This window comes from Methylomonas rivi (assembly GCF_024505165.1).
GTDB lineage: Bacteria > Pseudomonadota > Gammaproteobacteria > Methylococcales > Methylomonadaceae > Methylomonas > Methylomonas rivi.
Genome location: NZ_JANIBK010000011.1, coordinates 12542 through 31372, shown reverse-complemented (window position 1 = coordinate 31372; position 18831 = coordinate 12542). Strand labels below are relative to the sequence as shown.

General features: G+C 54.7%; 21 protein-coding genes. 5 read left to right on the top strand and 16 right to left on the bottom strand.

The window, feature by feature from the left end; genetic code table 11:
• Positions 1 to 29 precede the first annotated feature (29 nt).
• From NP596_RS03800 to NP596_RS03785, 4 genes are all read right to left on the bottom strand, one after another.
• Positions 30 to 1127 carry a DegT/DnrJ/EryC1/StrS family aminotransferase gene (locus tag NP596_RS03800; RefSeq protein WP_256613904.1) on the bottom strand — a complete coding sequence of 366 codons (1098 nt, stop codon included), beginning with the start codon at positions 1125 to 1127 and terminating at the stop codon, positions 30 to 32.
• A gap of 11 nt (positions 1128 to 1138) precedes the next feature.
• Positions 1139 to 2077, bottom strand: a complete 939-nt coding sequence (locus NP596_RS03795; protein WP_256613903.1) for a Gfo/Idh/MocA family protein — start codon at positions 2075 to 2077, stop codon at positions 1139 to 1141.
• Between the two features lie 245 nt (positions 2078 to 2322).
• Positions 2323 to 4584 (bottom strand): heavy metal translocating P-type ATPase, encoded by a 2262-nt coding sequence (locus NP596_RS03790; RefSeq protein WP_256613902.1) that lies wholly within the window; start codon positions 4582 to 4584, stop codon positions 2323 to 2325.
• Positions 4585 to 4639: 55 nt separating this feature from the next.
• Positions 4640 to 4849: a heavy-metal-associated domain-containing protein gene (locus tag NP596_RS03785; protein ID WP_256613901.1), complete on the bottom strand. Its 210-nt coding sequence runs from the start codon at positions 4847 to 4849 to the stop codon at positions 4640 to 4642.
• 133 nt (positions 4850 to 4982) lie between these two features.
• On the opposite strand from NP596_RS03785, the gene NP596_RS03780 reads away from it, so the two are divergent.
• Genes NP596_RS03780 through mutM form a run of 4 tightly spaced genes read left to right on the top strand, consistent with a single transcriptional unit; the run spans position 4983 to position 8090 of the window.
• Positions 4983 to 6194, top strand: a complete 1212-nt coding sequence (locus NP596_RS03780; RefSeq protein WP_256613900.1) for an EAL and HDOD domain-containing protein — start codon at positions 4983 to 4985, stop codon at positions 6192 to 6194.
• Positions 6195 to 6199: 5 nt separating this feature from the next.
• Complete coding sequence (locus NP596_RS03775) at positions 6200 to 6640, top strand: rhodanese-like domain-containing protein (protein WP_256613899.1); 441 nt, start codon at positions 6200 to 6202, stop codon at positions 6638 to 6640.
• A gap of 5 nt (positions 6641 to 6645) precedes the next feature.
• Positions 6646 to 7269, top strand: coding sequence for a high frequency lysogenization protein HflD (hflD, locus tag NP596_RS03770; protein ID WP_256613898.1), 624 nt, complete (start codon positions 6646 to 6648; stop codon positions 7267 to 7269).
• A gap of 5 nt (positions 7270 to 7274) precedes the next feature.
• Positions 7275 to 8090 carry a bifunctional DNA-formamidopyrimidine glycosylase/DNA-(apurinic or apyrimidinic site) lyase gene (mutM, locus tag NP596_RS03765; RefSeq protein ID WP_256613897.1) on the top strand — a complete coding sequence of 272 codons (816 nt, stop codon included), beginning with the start codon at positions 7275 to 7277 and terminating at the stop codon, positions 8088 to 8090.
• Between the two features lie 8 nt (positions 8091 to 8098).
• Here mutM and NP596_RS03760 read toward each other — a convergent pair whose 3' ends face one another.
• Positions 8099 to 9796 carry an ATP-binding SpoIIE family protein phosphatase gene (locus NP596_RS03760; protein WP_256613895.1) on the bottom strand — a complete coding sequence of 566 codons (1698 nt, stop codon included), beginning with the start codon at positions 9794 to 9796 and terminating at the stop codon, positions 8099 to 8101.
• 85 nt (positions 9797 to 9881) lie between these two features.
• Here NP596_RS03760 and NP596_RS03755 point away from each other — a divergent pair, with 85 nt between their 5' ends.
• Positions 9882 to 10247: a DUF6164 family protein gene (locus tag NP596_RS03755; protein WP_256613893.1), complete on the top strand. Its 366-nt coding sequence runs from the start codon at positions 9882 to 9884 to the stop codon at positions 10245 to 10247.
• 9 nt (positions 10248 to 10256) lie between these two features.
• Here the strand turns inward: NP596_RS03755 and NP596_RS03750 are convergent, their stop codons facing one another.
• The 11 genes from NP596_RS03750 to NP596_RS03700 form a co-directional block, all read right to left on the bottom strand.
• Positions 10257 to 10493, bottom strand: a complete 237-nt coding sequence (locus NP596_RS03750; protein WP_256613892.1) for a TIGR02647 family protein — start codon at positions 10491 to 10493, stop codon at positions 10257 to 10259.
• 29 nt (positions 10494 to 10522) lie between these two features.
• The gene (locus NP596_RS03745; protein WP_256613891.1) at positions 10523 to 11299 is read right to left on the bottom strand and encodes a DUF3530 family protein; all 777 of its coding nucleotides are present in this window, start codon (positions 11297 to 11299) and stop codon (positions 10523 to 10525) included.
• Entirely contained in the window at positions 11296 to 12375 is a 1080-nt protein-coding gene (locus NP596_RS03740; protein ID WP_256613890.1) for an AI-2E family transporter, read from the bottom strand. Before NP596_RS03740 ends, NP596_RS03745 begins: the two co-directional genes overlap by 4 nt.
• Positions 12376 to 12458: 83 nt before the next feature.
• Positions 12459 to 12797, bottom strand: coding sequence for a cold shock domain-containing protein (locus tag NP596_RS03735; protein ID WP_256613889.1), 339 nt, complete (start codon positions 12795 to 12797; stop codon positions 12459 to 12461).
• A 440-nt stretch (positions 12798 to 13237) separates the two neighbouring features.
• Positions 13238 to 13600, bottom strand: a complete 363-nt coding sequence (locus NP596_RS03730) for a hypothetical protein (protein ID WP_256613888.1) — start codon at positions 13598 to 13600, stop codon at positions 13238 to 13240.
• A gap of 133 nt (positions 13601 to 13733) precedes the next feature.
• The gene (locus NP596_RS03725; protein WP_256613887.1) at positions 13734 to 14141 is read right to left on the bottom strand and encodes a ketosteroid isomerase-related protein; all 408 of its coding nucleotides are present in this window, start codon (positions 14139 to 14141) and stop codon (positions 13734 to 13736) included.
• Positions 14142 to 14205: 64 nt separating this feature from the next.
• The gene (gene cobO / locus NP596_RS03720; RefSeq protein WP_256613886.1) at positions 14206 to 14742 is read right to left on the bottom strand and encodes a cob(I)yrinic acid a,c-diamide adenosyltransferase; all 537 of its coding nucleotides are present in this window, start codon (positions 14740 to 14742) and stop codon (positions 14206 to 14208) included.
• Positions 14739 to 16001: a cobyrinic acid a,c-diamide synthase CobB gene (locus tag NP596_RS03715; protein WP_256613885.1), complete on the bottom strand. Its 1263-nt coding sequence runs from the start codon at positions 15999 to 16001 to the stop codon at positions 14739 to 14741. The genes cobO and NP596_RS03715 overlap by 4 nt, the downstream gene beginning before the upstream one ends.
• Positions 16002 to 16015: 14 nt before the next feature.
• Entirely contained in the window at positions 16016 to 16282 is a 267-nt protein-coding gene (locus tag NP596_RS03710; RefSeq protein ID WP_256613884.1) for a SemiSWEET transporter, read from the bottom strand.
• A 7-nt stretch (positions 16283 to 16289) separates the two neighbouring features.
• Positions 16290 to 16487, bottom strand: a complete 198-nt coding sequence (locus NP596_RS03705; RefSeq protein ID WP_256613883.1) for a hypothetical protein — start codon at positions 16485 to 16487, stop codon at positions 16290 to 16292.
• Positions 16488 to 16493: 6 nt separating this feature from the next.
• Positions 16494 to 18803 carry a DNA translocase FtsK gene (locus NP596_RS03700; protein WP_256613882.1) on the bottom strand — a complete coding sequence of 770 codons (2310 nt, stop codon included), beginning with the start codon at positions 18801 to 18803 and terminating at the stop codon, positions 16494 to 16496.
• Positions 18804 to 18831 lie beyond the last annotated feature (28 nt).

Below are 18831 nucleotides of genomic sequence, written 5' to 3'. Positions count from 1 at the left end.
CTTTGCTTAGCCCACCCTACATTTTTAACTTAGGCTCGGAAAACGTTACGAATAACGCCGACTATTTGTTTGACGGTTTCATCGCTCAAATTGGCGCAAATCGGCAGCGAGAAACAGCGCGCGGCCACCGATTCGGTTACCGGCAACGACAAACCGGCGCATTCGTCCTTGAACACATTTTGCCGGTGCAGCGGTACCGGGTAATAGACCGCGCAGCCGATCTGCCGGTCCTGCAAGGCTTTCATCACCTCGTCGCGGCGATCGCATAGCAAGGTGTATTGATGGTAAACGTGCACGCCCACCCCGTCTTCGTAAGGGGTGGTCAACGGTAAATCCTCCATCAGGCTGGAATATAAGTGCGCGGCGTGGCGGCGGGCGGCATTGTATTGATCGATGCGTTTCAATTTGGCCCGCAATACCACGGCCTGCAATTCATCCAACCGGCTGTTGTAACCGATTACGTCATGGTAATAACGCACATCGGATCCGTGGTTGCGGTATTGCCTGATTTTGGCCGCCGTGTCGTCGCAGTTTGTGGCGACCAGGCCGCCGTCGCCGAAACAGCCCAGGTTTTTGCTCGGAAAAAAACTGAAGCCCGCGGCAAGCCCGAAACTGCCGGTTTGCTGGTTGTTGACCGTGGCGCCGAAGGATTGCGCGCAGTCCTCGATCAGTTTCAGGCCGTGCTTGTCGCAAATGGCCTTGATGGCCGGCAGATCGGCCGGTTGGCCGAACAAGTGCACTGGCATCACCGCCTTGGTTTTAGGGGTAATCGCCTTCAAAATATTTTCCGGGGTAATATTGAAAGTACCCGGATCGATATCCACGAATACCGGCGTGGCGCCGACATATTTTATGGCCTCGGCGGTGGCGATAAAGGTAAAGGCGCTGGTGATGACTTCATCGCCCTGCCCTATGCCGGCCGCCAACAGCGCCAGATGCAATGCATCCGTTCCCGACGCGCAGCCGATCGCATGTTTGACCCCCAAGTATTCGGCTGCCTCTTTTTCGAACGCCTGCACATTCGGCCCTAGAATAAAGGCGCAATTGTCCAGGGTTTCGGCAAAGCCGCCCAGGATTTCGTCTTGAATGTCGGCGTATTGCGCCTTTAAATTGACCATGGGGATCATAGCTGCTGCCTTTAACCGTGTTTGAGGAATTTGGTGATTTCGATGGCGGTAGCCAGCGCTTTTCGCCCGGCCTCGCCCGATACCAGCGGATTTTCGCCGGTTTTGACGCAATGTACAAAATGTTTGATTTCTTCCAGCAAGGCATCGCCCGATTCGAATACCGATTCTTCGGTAACAATCTCGGGGATACCGGGGAACATTTCTTTTTCGCCGGTGCGGTGTTTGATCAACACACGGTTCTGGAAATCCACCGAAATATAGGAACAAGGCCGGAACATGCGCATTTTGCGCTCCATTTTCATGCTGATGCGGCTGGCGGTAACGTTGGCGACGCAACCGTTTTTGAAGGTAATGCGGGCGTTGGCGATATCGGTGCCCTGGGTCAAAACCGAGGTGCCGCTGGCATCGATTCGCTCCACTTCGGAACCGACCAGCGCCAGAATGATGTCGATATCGTGGATCATCAAATCCAGCACCACGCTGACATCGTTGGCGCGCGGGTTAAACGGCGACAGCCGGTGCGACTCGATAAATAGCGGCTTGTCTTCCATTTTTTCCAGCCCGGCCACGGCGGGATTGAATCGCTCCAGGTGCCCGACCTGCAGGATGACATTTTTTTCCCTGGCAATCGCAATCAACTCGTCGGCTTCTTCAACCGTTACCGTAATCGGCTTTTCCACCAACACGTGCGCCCCGGCATTTAGAAAATCGCGCGATACGAGGTGGTGCAAACTGGTGGGCACTACAACGCTAACCGCGTCGACTTGGCCCAACAGGGGTTGATAGTCCGTCATGGCTTGCGCGCCATGCAGCTGAGCGACTTGCTCGGCGGCGTCGCGGTTGATGTCGACCACGGCGACTAATTCGCAATCCTTTAACGCCGCATATTTTTCTGCATGAAATTTTCCCAAATAGCCGGCGCCTATCACGGCACACTTCAGTTTACTCATAAACGACCACACGTTGATTCAGCGTTCCCCCGAACCGTGGCGGCCCGGGCGTAAAACAGACTATTGTAACATTAGAACGTATTCAGAATCAGCCGTAGCTGCAAATCGCAAACCGCATATACCGCAATGAAAATGACGGCAAAAACCGCGATAAGCCTTTACTAAAACTTGGCCGCGGCTGGAAAACGTATGCCAATTTGACGATGCCGGCGGTAGCGCTTTCTAAAGGCAAGCGCCGGCATTATTCAGGAATAGGGCTCTTCGCCATTGAGCTTGATCCAGCGCAAGCGGTTGGCATTGCTGACCACCGTCACGGAGGACATGGCCATGGCCGCCCCGGCTATCATTGGGTTCAACAAAATGCCGAACAAGGGATACAACAAACCCGCCGCGACCGGAATGCCGATGGTGTTGTAAAAAAACGCGCCCAACAGATTTTGCTTGATATTGGCAACGGTCAATACTGACAACGCCATCGCCTCCGGCACTTTCAATAACGAACCTTGCAGCAACACCACATCGGCGCTTTCGATCGCCACATCGGTACCGGTGCCGATGGCAAAGCCGACATCGGCCTGCGCCAAGGCCGGCGCATCGTTAATGCCGTCGCCCACCATGCCGACCTTTTCGCCCTGGGCCTGCAATTCCTTGACAACCGTTGCCTTGTCTTGCGGCAACACTTGGGCGCGCACTTCGGTTATCCCCGCCTGGGCCGCAATGGCTTTAGCGGTGATTTCATTGTCGCCGGTCACCATCAGTACCCGCACGCCGCGTTGTTTTAACTGTTGTACAGCCCTTGCCGAATCGGCTTTGATCGGATCCGCCACCGCCACGATGCCCACCAGAATTTTGTCGGCCGCCAGCAGCATCGGCGTTTGCCCTTGCCCTGCCAATTCGGCCATAGTGTCGGCATGCGCATCGATGGCAATGCCATGCTCCGCCATCAGCGCGGCATTGCCGAACAGCCAGGGTTGCTTGTCGATCAAACCGGTGATGCCGTGGCCGGCCACGGCGTGAAATTTCCTGACCTTATCCAGCTTGAGTTGTTTCTGTTCGGCCGCCATCAATATTGCCGCCGCCAAGGGATGCTCGGAACCGGATTCCAGACTGGCGGCGCGTTGCAACACCTGATCTTCGCTGTAGCCTTCAAAAGCCGCGATATGCGACAACGTCGGCTTGCCCACCGTCACCGTGCCGGTTTTATCCAGAATCAGACAAGTCAATTTGCCGGCCGTTTGCAGGGCCTCGCCCTTGCGAATCAGCACACCCATCTGCGCCGCCCGGCCCACGGCCACCATCACCGAAATAGGCGTCGCCAGCCCCAAGGCGCACGGGCAGGCTATTACCAGCACAGTCATCGAGGTGACGAAGGCATAACCCAAGGATGGCGATGGACCGAAAATCAGCCAGATAAAAAAGGTGAATATCGAGATGGCCACTACCGCCGGCACGAAAACCGCCGAAATCTTATCAGCCAATTTGGCCAACTCGGGTTTGCTGCTTTGCGCCTGCCGCACGCTATAAATGATTTGCGCCAGCGCCGTATCGCGGCCGATACGGGTTGCGGTAAACAAGAAACTACCGTTTTGGTTGATGGTGCCGGCCGCCACATTGGCGCCGGCGCTTTTTTCCACCGGCAGCGATTCGCCGGTCAGCATGGATTCGTCGACCGTGGAATGGCCTTCCAGCAATACGCCGTCCACGGCGATTTTTTCGCCGGGCCTGACCCGCAACACCTCGCCCAAACCCACTTCTTCGATGGGAATGTCGACTTCCTGCCCGTCCCGCACTACCCTGGCGGTACGCGGCTGCAGGCCTATCAAGGCCCGAATGGCCGCCGAGGTTTTGCCGCGGGCGCGGGTCTCCAAGGCGCTACCCAAATTGATAAACGCCAGGATAATCGCGGACGCTTCGAAATACGCATGATTCGATAATGACGGCAGTTGGTCGGAATAATCGATGACGATGGAGGAATACAGCCAGGCCGAACCGGTACCCAAGGCAATCAGGGTATCCATATTGGCTTGCTTGACGCGCATCAATTTGATGGCGCTGGCGAAAAAGTGGCCGCCGGAATAAAACATCACCACCAGGGTCAAGACGGCGACGTTAGTCCAGAACCCGGTCCCGGCACTGGTGCCCATCAAAGGAAACCAGTCCAGATGCGCGCCCAACATCAGCGGCACCCCCAAGGCACCGGCCACGGCCGCTTTCCGCATCAAATCCCGGTAACGTTCTTCTTCCTGCTTTTCCTCTTCGCCCGGATCTTCCAAACCTTCCATCACCGCCGCATCGTAACCGGCCTGTTTCAAAGCCAATTTCATCTGCTCCGGTTCCGCCGCCCCCGTCACCACGGCCGAATGATCGGCAAAATTGACGTTAACGGTTTTCACCCCGGCCACGCCTTGTAGCGCCGTTTCCACGGCGGCAATGCAGCCGGCGCAGCGCATACCCAAAATGGATAAACGTATTTCCTGTTCCTGATTGAAAGTGTGTTCCGTATTCATAACAACCTGCTCGGATGGGTTTTGGTTTAACATTTAGGGAATGCGAATGACATCTCTACTCGACGCTGAACCCGGCGTCGGTGATGGCATCCTCGATTTCGTCCAGATCGGTTTTGCCGGGATCGAACTCAACCTCCACCTTTTTGTCCTGGTGCGACGCCTTGACGGACAACACGCCGTCGATCGCCTTTAGCGCGGTAGTTACCGTGTTTTCGCAACCGCCGCATTTCATGCCGGTGACGTTAATCGATGCTGATTCGGACATAATGTACCTCCTGAGTAAAATTGGAAAATTGCAAAAAACCTTAGCTTGGCGCCAACTCGACTTGGTTTTGTCACTCATGGTATAAGGTTTTTAATTTTCATCATAGTTCAACGCTTCTCGATTCGTAAACTAAATGACAGACTTCTTAATCGGTCGCCAACAAATCCTCGACCATAAACTGAATACCTTTGCCTATGAAATTCTGTTCCGCGGCAAGGATTTCGATTTATCGGTTCAAGAAAGCGCCGCCTCGGCCACCAATCAAGTCATTACCGACACCATACTGGAAATCGGCTTAAACGAATTGGTGGGGCCTCATCTGGCCTTTATCAACTTTACCGCGCAAAACATTCTGGAAAAGACCCCGCTGGACCTGCCCAGGGACCGCATCGTAGTGGAGGTTTTGGAGAATGTGAAAGTGGACATGCACATCGTCAAGAATTTGCGCGAATTGTCCTCGCGCGGCTATACCATCGCGCTGGACGATTTCGAGCTGACGCCGGAATGGCTGCCGCTGCTGGAATTTGTCGACATCATCAAACTGGACATCATGGCTTATAGCCTGGAAGACACCCGGCGGCTGATCGAAACACTAAAACCCTATAAACTCAAGCTGCTGGCGGAAAAAGTCGAGACGCATCAGGAGTTCAAATTATTACAGGAATGGGGCTGCGAACTGTTTCAAGGCTTTTTTTTCAGCAAGCCCAACATTGTGGAAGGCAAGCGCATCGGGGTCTCGCAAACCGCCACTCTGCAGCTGCTGGCGGCCATCAACAAGCCGGACGTCACTTTTCAGGCAGTCAGCAAAGTCATCTCCCAAGATGTCAGCTTGAGTTATAAATTGCTGCATTACATCAACTCGGCCTCCTTTGCCATACCCAACAAAATTCAATCGCTGCAACACGCCGCCACCTATCTGGGACTCAAGGAATTAAGACGCTGGACGAATATTTTGGCGCTTTCCTCCATGTCGTCGAAACCGCCCGCCGTATTACAAACCGTGTTAGTACGGGCCAAAATGTGCGAATTGCTGGCGACCGAGATCAAACAAGACCCGGAGACTTATTTTTTGGTGGGCTTGCTGTCCGGCCTGGACAGCATTTTGGATATGCCCTTGGAAAAAGGTTTGCAGCAATTGCCCTTATCCAATCTGGTCAGCGACGCGATATTACAAAAAACCGGTTCTGCCGGCGAAGCATTACAATACGCGCTGGATTACGAACGCTGGGATGTGGATCGGCCCACTTTCGGCAACATCAAGCCTAAGCGTATTGCCGACATCTACCTCGAATGCATCCAATGGTGGAGTACCCAGGTTTATCCCCATATTAAAAACACGGTCTAAATACCATGAAAATCCTTCCGAATCTGCTGTTTACCGGTTTTCTATTCTGTAGTCAAACGTTGCCGGCCGATGAAGTGACCGGGATCGGCCCCGAACAATTGCTGGACATGCAGCAAAACCGAAATGCACTGGTCGTCGACATTCGCACCGCGGACGAGTGGCAACATTCCGGCGTCATTGCCGATAGCCGCAAATTGCAATCCTTCGACCGGCAAGGCCGCTTCGACCAGGAAAAGTGGCTGGCCGACCTGGAGAAAATGAAGTCTTCTCCCGACCAACCGGTGATCCTGGTTTGCCGCTCCGGCAACCGCAGCGGCAAGGTCGGTGCGTTTTTGGCCCAACAAGCGGGCATGAAAAATATTTATCACCTGGATAACGGTCTGCAATCCTGGCTGAAAGCCGGCCACCCAGTCTCGCCCAATTGCTTACAAGTCGCCTGCAAATAACCTACATGTCATTAATTTCGCTCAGCAATCAAACCATCGCCCTGGCCGGCATCGCTCAGGCCTGCTCGTTGGTTCGCCAACTGGCCACCACCGGCAACGCGGATCCTGACGCCATGACGGCCAGTATCGGCAGCGTGCTAAAAATAGATTCGGACAGCGTGGCCGATGTTTACGGGGGCTTGAGCGGCATAAAACTCGGCCTGGAACAGCTGGATTTGCAGCTCACCAGCCGAGTGGTCGCCAACCCCGAGCAAGCCCGTTATGCTGCCCAATTGGTGCATCTGCAAAAACAGCTAAGCCAAAACCGCGACATGCTAAACCAGATCCGCACCGGCATTACCAAAGCGCAAAACCAAGCCGAACATTTCGGCGTCATGCACGAGAATGTATTGGCCAACCTGGCCGATGTATACCACGGCACCATCAGCACGCTGCAACCCCGCATCATGATTAATGGCGACCCGCAGCATCTCGGCAATCAAGCCACCGTCAACAAAATCCGCGCCCTGCTGCTGGCGGGCATTCGCGCCAGCCTGTTATGGCGGCAATGCGGCGGTAGCCGCTGGCATTTATTGGTCTCCAGAAAAAAATTGCAAGCCGAAGCCAAACGCCTGCTTTCGCAAATCTGAACGCCATGCCGGAATTACCCGAAGTCGAAACCAGCCGGCGCGGCATCGCGCCGCATATCCAGGGCAAAACCTTTCAGGAAATTATCGTGCGCCAACCGCGCTTGCGCTGGCCGGTGCCCGGCAGTTTGACAAGCACCCTGCCCGGTTTGCGCCTGGACCGGGTCGAGCGGCGCGGCAAATATTTATTGCTGGCCACAACGGCGGGCACCTTGATACTGCATTTAGGCATGTCGGGTAATCTGCGCATCTGCGACCGCGGACAGCCGGCGCTTAAGCACGACCACGCCGACTTTATCTTTAGCGACGGCACCCTCTTGCGCTTCAACGACCAACGCCGCTTCGGCGCCATTTTGTGGACCGACGCCCCCGCCGAGCAACATGCCTTGCTGGCCGAATTGGGGCCGGAACCGCTTTCCGACGCTTTCAACGCCGAATTCCTGCTGCATCATTGCCGCAACCGCCGCGCACCCATTAAAAGCCTGATCATGGACAGCCATGTCGTGGTCGGTGTGGGCAACATATATGCCAGCGAATCGTTATTCCTGGCCGGCGTGCACCCCAACCGGCCGGCGGGAGAGATTGAGCCGGCCGCTTGCCGGCGTCTTTGCGAAGCCATAAAAACCGTGTTGCAGCGGGCGATTGAGCAAGGGGGCACCACCTTGCGCGATTTCGTCAATGCGCAAGGCAAACCCGGTTATTTTCAGCAATCACTATCGGTATACGGCCGCGCGGGCCAGTCCTGTCTAAAGTGCGCCGAACCCATACAGCACATCAAGATCGGCCAGCGCGCCAGCTATTTCTGCGGCACCTGCCAAGCCTGACCGGCGGCCTATTTTTTCCAATCGAATACCGCGGTCACCCGATTACCCTTGCCGTGGTAAGTCAGGCTTGAACATAAGGTTTCCACCAGCTTGACGCCGCGCCCGCTAAAGCCTTCGTTGCTTTCCAACTTTTCATTGTGCATTTTCCAATCGAAACCGTCGCCGCTGTCCATCACCTTGATCGTTAACCGTCCGCCTTCCGGGGTTGGCCGATGGCTCACCGACAATCTCACTTTACCCTGCCCCCAATTAGCCAAGCGGTCTTCCTTTAGCTGATAAAAACGCATAAAACCTTCCGGAGTCGATTTAACGGTGGAATCCAGCTTCAATACGCCATGGTCCAAGGCATTGGCAAACAATTCGCCGACAATCAGAAAAATAGCCTGCCTATGCCGCTTTAAGCCTTGTATTTCCATCAAGGCATTCACCATCACCGGCACCGGATTGACTATCCGTAACGCATCGATACCGAACTCCATACTGCTTTTCCAATGCAAGGCCGCCGGCTGGTGCTCCGTTTCAATCTTAGGACTGGTTTGCCAGGGTATTTTGTCGACATCGCAAACCAGTTCGACCAGAGAAATATCGTCCTGCTGACTCGAGCCCTGGGTATGCTCATCCAGACAAGCCCGTAAGGCGCTAATCGCATCCCGCGGATTTTGCTTTACGGCATTGAGGACGCGCGCGCTACCGAAGGCCTCCCCGCGCGGATTTTCCGCTTCAAAAACGCCATCCGTCATCAGGAACACGTGGTGATGCTTGTCCACGCTGACATTTTGGATCTCCAGCTCGATGCGATCCAAAATCCCCAACGGCACATTCTTAGCCTGTACCGTTTTGTGGCTGCCGTCTAAATCGTTAACGATAAAATGCTCGGGCAAGCCGCAAGTAATCAAACTTAAGGTTTTAGAATCGGGATATAGCCCAACCGCGGTCGCCGCCAAAAACATGTTGGCCGGCAACATATTGTAGAGTTTGAGATTGATCTCCTGCACAATATCGGCCAGGGAAAACCCCTTGCGGGCCATGCCGTAAAAAGTATCCGCCACCGGCATCGCCCCCACGGACGCCGACAACCCATGCCCGGTGAAATCGCCCAACAACAAATACAATTGGTTGTCCGGTGTTTTTTCCGCCAACAGCAAATCGCCGTTAAAAAGGGCCAGCGGAGACATCACGGATTTAACCGCCTCGGTGCGCAGCAAATTGCGCTGGAACACCGTGTCGTAAATTTTGGCGGCCAACTCTTGTTCAATTTCCACATTTTGCAGATAGCTCATCAATTGGCTGCGCTGGTCGCATTCATGCCGATAGAGTTGCCGCATCCTGAAAGCGGATTTGATTTTGGTCTGCAATAAGCGGAAATTGACCGGCCGAACCACATAGCTATCGATATGGGCATACTCATAGCCATCCATCAAGGCGTCATCCAAGGCTTCGCTAATGACGATAACGGGCAAATAGGCGTCCGCCAAACTTCTGAAGCCAGCCACCTCGGCGTTTAAACAAGCGCTTGTCGCTATAATCAGCAGCCCCACGCCCTCCCCGGTTTCAAGGAATGCCAAGGCTTCCGCCGCGGAAGCCGCGCAATGGGTGCGATAGCCGGCTTTTGCCAGAAATTGCAACAAACTTCGATCGTGAATCTTGTCATCCGAAATCAATAAAATCGTTTCGGGATTCGCTTGGCTTGGTATGCTTACAGTCATGGTTTATAACAAAGATTACGGCAGTCGGACGACCGGCCGGCATTTTATAATAGGCGAACTTGTCAATTTTCCGAGCATGCTATTTATGTCGATACTGTTTTTTAATTTAAGAGGCGTTTCCGATGAAGAGGCGGAAGAGGTTAGAGAGCTGCTTTCGGCCAACGGCATCGCATTTTACGAAACCTCGGCGGGCATGTGGGGCATTTCGCTAGCGGCCATCTGGCTGCAACAAGCGGATGATTTAGCGCTAGCCCAACCATTGTTCGATGCCTATCAACAAGAGCGAGCCCGCCGGCAGCGGGCCTTGTACGCGGAACGTAAAAAGCAGGGCCGACAACCCGGTTTTTTACGTCACAACCTGCAAAACCCACTTCGGTTCATCGCCTTAAGTTTTATCTCGGCTCTGGTTATCTATGCTTCCTGTTATTGGGTACTTAAATTAGGCTTATAAAGGGGCCGCTCATGTCGCATTTAAAATAATCAGCATCCTTTGCACGTGCTCGGCGACTTCTATACCCAGATCGGTCAGATAGCCGCCGTCGGGCTGACTGGTCAGGCCTTTGCCGAACAAGCGTTTGGCGGCTTCGATCAGATGCGGCTCGGCATCTTGATGCACCTTTACGCCTTCCTGATGCGACGCCAGATTAAACAGGGATAATAAATGAATTTCTGCGACAGTTTCGTCGGATATGCGCATTGAGCTGCTCCTGATGGATGGTTTAGAAATCAATTGGGGCCGAGGCTTAAAGCCAGCCAGCTGTATATTCGTTTAATCAACATCATGGGATCATGTCGATAGGCGTGATTTTCGCCGTTAATCCTGATTTGCCGGTAAACCGGATTATCCTTGCCCAGCATGCGCCGTTGCCTGGCGGTATCCGCCACCTCCGGCAAGTCGAATTCCGCATACACGTCCAAAAATGGCAGCGCGATGTTTTTAATGAATTCGCCTATTTGCGCTTGCGGCAAAGCGCTGTCCGGCAGCGGCAGGCTAATCGTTGCCAGCGCGTCCAAACCCTTGGAATCCTGACTGAGCGTATAAGCCGCCATGGCGGCCCCCATCCCATACCCGACCAAGGCGATATTTTTCGCCCCCCGGTTGCGTAAATAATCCGCGCCGGCCTGGATCCGCCCGCGCGCTTCATCGAACAAGCCGTAGTAGTCCTCCCGGCTGGCGCCCATTTCCCGCAGCGGCAATTGTATCGACACGGTTGTCCAGCCATGCTGGGGCAATACGATGCGCAAACCGTGAACGACCGGCTGCTGGTCGGGGTGTTCGCCCATATCGTGCAACACGATCACTGCCCGGCTGTTGTCGGTTTTTTCGGCCTCGGTAAATAAAGCGAAAAACGGCTGCCCGCCGGAAGTCAGCCAAACCCCGCCGCTCTGGCCGGCACTCTGCTGTAAACCGTTGGCATAGTCCAGCTCGCGCTGCCGGTTGCCGGCCTGCACCGCCCCCATCGCGACCGACAGCATCAACAACCCCAGCAGCCTAAGCCTCACGGATAAGAACCGTCGCTGTAAAAGCCACTAAAGGTATAGCGTTCATGGATGTGCCGCAACAAAACCATAATGACCGAGGCCACCGGCAAGGCCAGCAAAACCCCCAAAAACCCGAATAATTGGCCGCCGGCCAGCACCGCAAAAATCACGGCGACCGGATGCAGGCCGATTTTATTGCCCACCAACCAGGGCGTCAGCAGCATGCTTTCCAGGCTGTGGCCGACGGCGAACACGATGAACACGGACAGCAGATGCATGGCATCCTGAAATTGCAGTATCGCCGCGATGCAGGCCATGCCGATACCCACGATGGCGCCCATATAGGGTATAAAACTGATCAGGCCCGCCATCATGCCTATCGGCAGCGCCAAATCGAGGCCGATCAGGCGCAGCCCGATGCTGTAAATCAGCCCCAGGGCCAACATGACATAAAACTGGCCGCGCAAAAAAGCGCCGAGCACCGTATCGGCCTCGGCGGCCAATTTGCCGACCGTGTTCGCCATGCGCCTGGGGAACAAATCGTGCACCTTGGCTACCAATTCATCCCAGTCGCGCAACAGGTAAAACGTAATGACGGGAATCAACACCGCATTCATCAGCCAGCCCAGTACAATCGCGCCGGAATGCGAAACGGATTGGAGAAAATTTTCCGTGACGGCCGAACCGCCTTGCCAGTAATTGCGCACCAGCTCAAGCAATTGTTCGGTTTTTAACGGCCGGATACCCTTGCCGAAATACTTTTGCAGGGTAGGAATGACGGATTTGTTCAGCCAATGCAAATAAGAGGGCAGTTTATCGATGAATTCGCCGATCTGATATTCAATCGTTGGAATGATGAATAATAAAATGGCGGTTGCGCCGATGATGATGCCGAAAAAAACCAGCATAACGGCCATGGTACGATTCAAGCGGAATTGTTTATAGCGCCAGGTTTCCAGCCTGTCCACCAGAGGGTCCCCCAGGTAGGCCAGGATGGCCGCCACGGCAAACGGCATTAGTATGGGGGCCAGCAAATACAGCAACCAACCCAAACCGGCCACCAAAAACAGCGCGAGCCACTTTTGCGAGTCATTCATAGTTAAATTCGCTCCAATAAAAACCGCTGCATCCGCGAAACCGTCTCCAAACCGTCATAACGGTGGCTGGTGGTAGAGGCGATTTAAGCAGCCTGATTAACCCAAAAGGCGTACGCCGCTACCGCTGCGCTCACCAAGCCCAAGGCGGCAAAGGCTATCCACAGCCATTTTTTCGAAATTTTTGCCGATGTTGCCATTAATTCCACCCCTTCGATACGGGCGTTGACGGCTTTAAACTTGCCGCCGGCATCTCGGCCGACCTGATAAAACAGTACATCGCCGCGTACCGGGCGGCGCGCCATGCCTTTCAATGCCGAAATATGCACAAAAATGTCCTTGTCGCCATTGTCCGGCTGGATAAAACCGAAACCTCTGTCGTCCTTCCAGGTTTTTAAAACCCCTCTTTGGAGCTCCTCTGTCATTGTCTTTACCTCTGTCTTATTATTGTTGTCATAAAAACCTTTCATGCCGTGCCCTACGCCAAGCCCGCGTCCGCTTGACACTTGAAAAACACTAGATTTCCGCTGTACAAGCCATCCATTGATGAATCCGCCCGCGGCATCGGCAGCATAATACCAGACCAAGCCGGGCTCCACCCATAACTGCGCACGGCGGCCGGCCCATGCGCCGAACCTTGCCTCGCGCGCGGTTGCGCCCGGCATTCGTTATCGCGAGAATACAAAGTTGGGCGATTCGGCACGACTGAAAGAGTCCCGCCATGCACCGAAAAGAGAATTACGCAACGGCGGCGGAAATTGCATTGACCATAAAGCCGCTTAGCGTGCGCCGGAAGGATTGGCGAATACCAATAAGGAAAATGGCGTCCCTACTAAATAGCAACCAGTAGAAACGCCGAATTGATTTAGAATTTTTTGTCGATCAGGACTTGGCCGTCAATGACCAGTTTCGATACGCCGCCCAGTTGCTGATGCAAGGTGCAGGAAGCGGTTTTGAAGTTATCGCCCTGTTCGCCAACCCATTCCAGAGTCACGTAGGTTTCCTTGTCCGTATCGGTTTTGGACGGGAAATAGACTTGAGTTCCGGTTTTATTTTGGATCAGTTTGGGACATTTGGTATTGGCCATCTCCTGCATGGCGACCAAGGTACGAATTTGCGACGCCGCCTCTTTTTCCTCGTTGGACTGCTCCTTATTGACGCCGACCATGATAAATCCCGCTGCAAAGACACCCGCAACCGCGAGCATCAACTTTTGTGATTCGCCCATGCTTACTCTCCTCTCGTTATAGTTATATTCGGTCAATCCGAATTCCTGCCGTTTCGGATTCTAAGCCATGTTGCCAATATCAGCAATTGATGATTCCGGCGGCGGCCGGAATCCTTCTAAATCCGCAAAGCGCTTATTGCGGATCGACTTGGGCAATCCAGTCGCCCAGATTGTAATAATTGGTGATGCGCGCAACCTTGCCGTCGCGAATGTCGAAAAACGCCCCGGCGGGCAGGCGGTATTTTTGACCGTTGGCTTCCGGCAAACCTTCATCGGTATTCAAATATTCGCCCAATACCACGAATTCCGCCGCCGCGCGCGTGCCGTCCTCGTTGGCCATAATCACCATATCGACCAACTGTTCGCGGTAATGGTGGTTCATTTTATCCATGAACTTGGCGAAAGCGGCTTTACCTTGTTCGCGGTCGCCCTGGTTGATGTCATGCACCACGTCGTCGGTCAGCAAACTCAGGAAAGTATCCATATCGTTGTTATTGAAAGCTTGATAGTAATTTTCGATAAGTTGTTTCGCTTGTTGCATGCTTGCGCTCATAGGAAAGGTTAAAAAGGCGGCAATTCTGCCAGAATCGGCGAAATATTTCAGCTTAAAATTCAACACCCTGCTCGGCTTTGATGCCGGTTTCGAAGGCGTGCTTGATGCGGGTCATTTCGGTGACGGTATGCGCAGCCTCTATCACTTCCTGTGCCGCGTTGCGGCCGGTCAGCACCAGGTGCAGCCAAGCCGGCTTGTCGTTTCGAATAAAGTCGGCGATTTCCCGGCCGCCGATCCAGCCGTAACCGCAGCAATAATTGATTTCGTCCAGCAGCACCAGATCGAATTCCCCGGACAACATCTTCTGCTTGCTGAACTCCCAGATTTCCCGGCTGGTTTTGATGTCCTGTTCCGGGTTTTTGGTATTCCAGGTAAAGCCGTCGCCCAAGGCATGCCATTCGATATTGTCGAAGCGCTCGGCGGCCTTTTGTTCGCCGGTTTGCCATTGGCCCTTGATGAACTGAATCACGCAGACCTTCATGCCCCAGCCGGCGGCGCGAAACACCATACCGAAGGCACTGGACGATTTGCCCTTACCTTCGCCGGTATGCACCAGCACCACGCCCTGTCGTCTCTCTCTCGTTTTCATGTCAGCCACTCCGTTATCGCCTTGCCGGCACTGGCAAAATACCAGTGATTGTAGGAGGCGCGTAAATTTTTATAGCGTATGCCTTGGTCGCCGTTACAGACAAAACCCGGCGTAAATGCCTGCCGGCTTTCCCGAACCGAATAATGGAATTCGTGCCCGCGCATGCCCGAGGCGTCTTCTCTGTAACCCAAGGCCGCCAGTTTGCTTTGCATGCAGGAATCGAACGGCAACACATTCGCCATCGGCCAGCGATTGCCCTGGCTGTCTATCAAGGCCTCGCCCAGCAGCATGGTGCCGCCGCATTCGGCCAACACCGGTTTACCCGATTCGATAAAGGCTTTTATCGACGCCAAACTAACAGACTCGGACAATTGCCGGACATATAACTCCGGGTAACCGCCCGGTAGCCACAGCGCATCGGCGGCGGGCACCGGCTGGCCGGCCACCGGCGAAAACCATGCCAGCCGCGCGCCCTGCTCCAACAAGTAATCGACATTGCCCGGATAAATGAAACAGCAGGCCTCATCCCTGGCAACGGCGATGGTTTTACCTTGCAGCCGCGCCGTCTCGCTTTCGGCAACATCGCCGGGAACACATTCGGCAAACGCCGCCAGCAACGCTTCATGCTCGACCCGCAAGGCCGCTTGAAAATCGGGTATCCGGGCTTGATCGGGAATCGTCAAGCCCAAATGCCTTTCCTCCAAGCCCGGCGCGGCCTTATCCAACCAAGCCAGCACCGGCGGCAAACCGTAGTCGGCCAAGGCCTCGGACAACAGGCGGGCATGGAACTCGCCGCCGACCCGGTTGGCGACAATGCCGGCGATTTCGACCCCGCGTTGGCGGGCAAAATCGCGGTAACCGCTCACCAGCGGCACGATGGAACCGGCGATGCCGCGCGCATCGACCACCAAAATAGCCGACACTGCGAGTTGGGCGGCCAAATCGACACTGGAACCGGCTTGGCCGACCCCGGAGCGGCCGTCGAACATGCCCATCACGCCTTCTATCAAGCCATACTCCGTCTGGCCGGCCAACCGGTTCAACACGCGGCGGGATTCGGTTATGCCCACCATTTGGGTATCCAGGTTATAGGATGGCGAACCGGTAACCGCCGCGTGCCAGAGCGGATCGAGAAAATCCGGCCCGACCTTGAATGCCCGCGGCTTCAGTGCTTGGTTTTTGAGGTATTGCAGCAAGGCCAGCATCACCGTGGTTTTACCGCAACCGGAATGCGTTCCGGCCAATAAAGCGATTCTCATGGTGGTCCGGACAGCTATTTGCGCAGCAAATTATGGATTTTAAAACTCAATATCAAAGCCGCCAGCAAAAACGTCACCGCGTTGGCGGCAATAATGGCCGGATTGGACAAATAAATGCCGTAGATCAACCACAATAACACCCCGCCGGTGAACAGGCTGTACATGCCCAGCGACAAGGAATCGGTATCGCGGGTTTTCAAAGTCAGAATGGCTTGCGGCAAAAACGACACCGTGGTCAGCGTGGCCGCCAGGTAGCCGATCAAATCGGGAACGATGTTCATAGGGAGGTTAAAGAGAAAAAAAACGCCGGCCAATGTAATACAGCAAGGCGGCCAACAGCAACTGCAGAAAGGTCAGCAACCAGAAATAACCGATAAACATCATGATTTTCACCGGCTTTTCCTGATCCTTGCGCCTGATCATCCACCAACTGCTTACCGTGGACATCAGCATCACAACCAATAACACAATAATCGCCGCATTCATCGGCTATCAACGTGGCGGCGGCGCCAGTACCTCGCGGGTACCGTTGGTCTCGGCCGGGCTGACCACGCCGGCGTTTTCCATGTCTTCGATGATGCGGGCGGCGCGGTTATAGCCGATTTTAAAGCGGCGTTGCACGCTGGAAATCGAGGCCTTTCTGGATTCGGTGACGAAGGCCACGGCTTCGTCGTATAAGGCGTCGCTTTCGCTGTCTTCGCCATCGGCCCCGGCCACATCGCCGCTGTCGGTACGTTCCTGAGTGATTTCGTCCAGATAATTGGTGGGGCCGGTTTTTTTCAAAAACTCCACCACTCTATGCACTTCATGATCGTCGACGAAGGCGCCGTGGGCGCGCAACGGGATGCTGGTGCCGGACGGCAGAAACAACATGTCGCCGTTACCCAGCAGCGCCTCGGCGCCGCCCTGGTCGATAATGGTACGGGAATCGATGCGCGATGAAACCTGAAACGAAATCCGGGTCGGCACGTTGGCCTTGATCAAACCGGTCAACACGTCCACCGAAGGGCGCTGAGTCGCCAACACCAAATGAATGCCCGCCGCCCTCGCCTTCTGCGCCAAGCGGGCGATCAATTCCTCGACCTTTTTACCCACCACCATCATCATGTCGGCCAATTCGTCGATGACGATGACGATACTGGGCAGGGTCATCAGCGTGGGATAGTCTTCCAGCGCCACCGGAGTCTCCGGCCTGAACAGCGGATCGCGGATCGGCTTGCCGGCCGCCTCCGCCTCGCGCACGGCATGGTTGTAACCGGCCAGATTACGCACCCCGACCTTGGACATCAGCTTATAACGGCGCTCCATTTCCGCCACCGCCCAGCGCAGGGCATTCTGGGCGTCCTTCATATCGGTGACGACCGGCGTCAACAAATGCGGAATGCCTTCGTAAACCGACAATTCCAGCATTTTCGGGTCTATCATGATCAGCCGCACATCGTCCGGTTTGGATTTGTACAGCAAACTCAAGATCATGGTATTGATGGCGACCGACTTACCGGAACCGGTGGTGCCGGCCACCAGCGCATGCGGCATCTTGCCCAGATCCGCCACTACCGGCGTACCGGAAATATCCTTGCCCATCGCAATGCTGAGCTTGGATTTGGAGCGCTCGAATTCGTCGGACACCAATAAGTCGCGCAATGACACCATTTCGCGTTCCTGATTGGGAATCTCCAGACCAATGACCGATTTGCCTTCTATCACCTCGACGATACGCACGCTGGTCACCGACAAGCCGCGCGCCAAATCCTTGGCCAGCGTGCTGATACGGCTGACTTTAACGCCCGCCGCCAAGCGCAACTCGAAACGGGTAATCACCGGCCCCGGCAGCACGGCTTCCACTTCAACGGCGATACCGTAATCCTGTAATACGTCCTCCACTTGCCTGGAAATTTCTTCCAGCTCCAGTTTGGAATAACGTTTGACTTTAATCTCGCGTTTATCCAGCAAGGTCAAGGGCGGCAAGGCGTTCAAATAAATGTCCGGTCCGAAATCCTCGATTTTGCCGTCTTTTCTACGTTGCGGCTTAGCGGCGGCCGGTTTTTCTATTTTCGCTTCGGGCGCCAGTTTTAAAATTTGCAGCTTGGGCTTTTTCGGCGCCTCTTCTTCATCCACCGCATCCGGTTTCGGCGGGCGGATTTTTTTGCCGGCGGCGGCCGGCCGTTGCGGCTTGTCGGCCCGGTAAAGCGCGGGCACGGCGATGGCTTTCCGGCCCACTACCGTGAACGCTCCCAAGGCGAATTTGCCCACCCAATTCATCGCGCCCAGCCAGGATAACCCGGTCAGCATGGTCACGCCGGTCATAAATACCGCCAGCAACAGCAGGGTCGAGCCGGAATTGCCCAGCAGATGCACCAGCACATCGCCGATTTCCCTGCCCAAAATACCGCCCGGACTTTCCGGCAAATCGACCTTGGTTCTTAAAAAATGCAAATGCAAAAAGAAAATCGCCGACCCGGAAACCATGGTGGCGATAAAGCCGCCGCTGCGGCTCAAAAACAACCAGCGATTACTTTGAGTATTGTCGGCGGCATACAGCATGTAGCCGTAACTGAACACCATCAGCGGAATCAGGTAAGCCATCAAACCGAAGAAATATAAAACGAAATTGGCCAGCCAGGCTCCCAACAGTCCGCAGGCATTGTTGAGTTCCTGAAACGAGGTGCTGTGGCTCCAGCCCGGATCGTTGGAATCGAATGTCAACAGGGCAATCAACAGAAACAGTCCGCAGCAGGAAAACCCCAGTAATGCAATTTCTCGAAAACCTTTCGCAGTTCTCTCTTCCACAACAGCTACCATGACTAAATGCTCGCAAAATAAAGCTCAA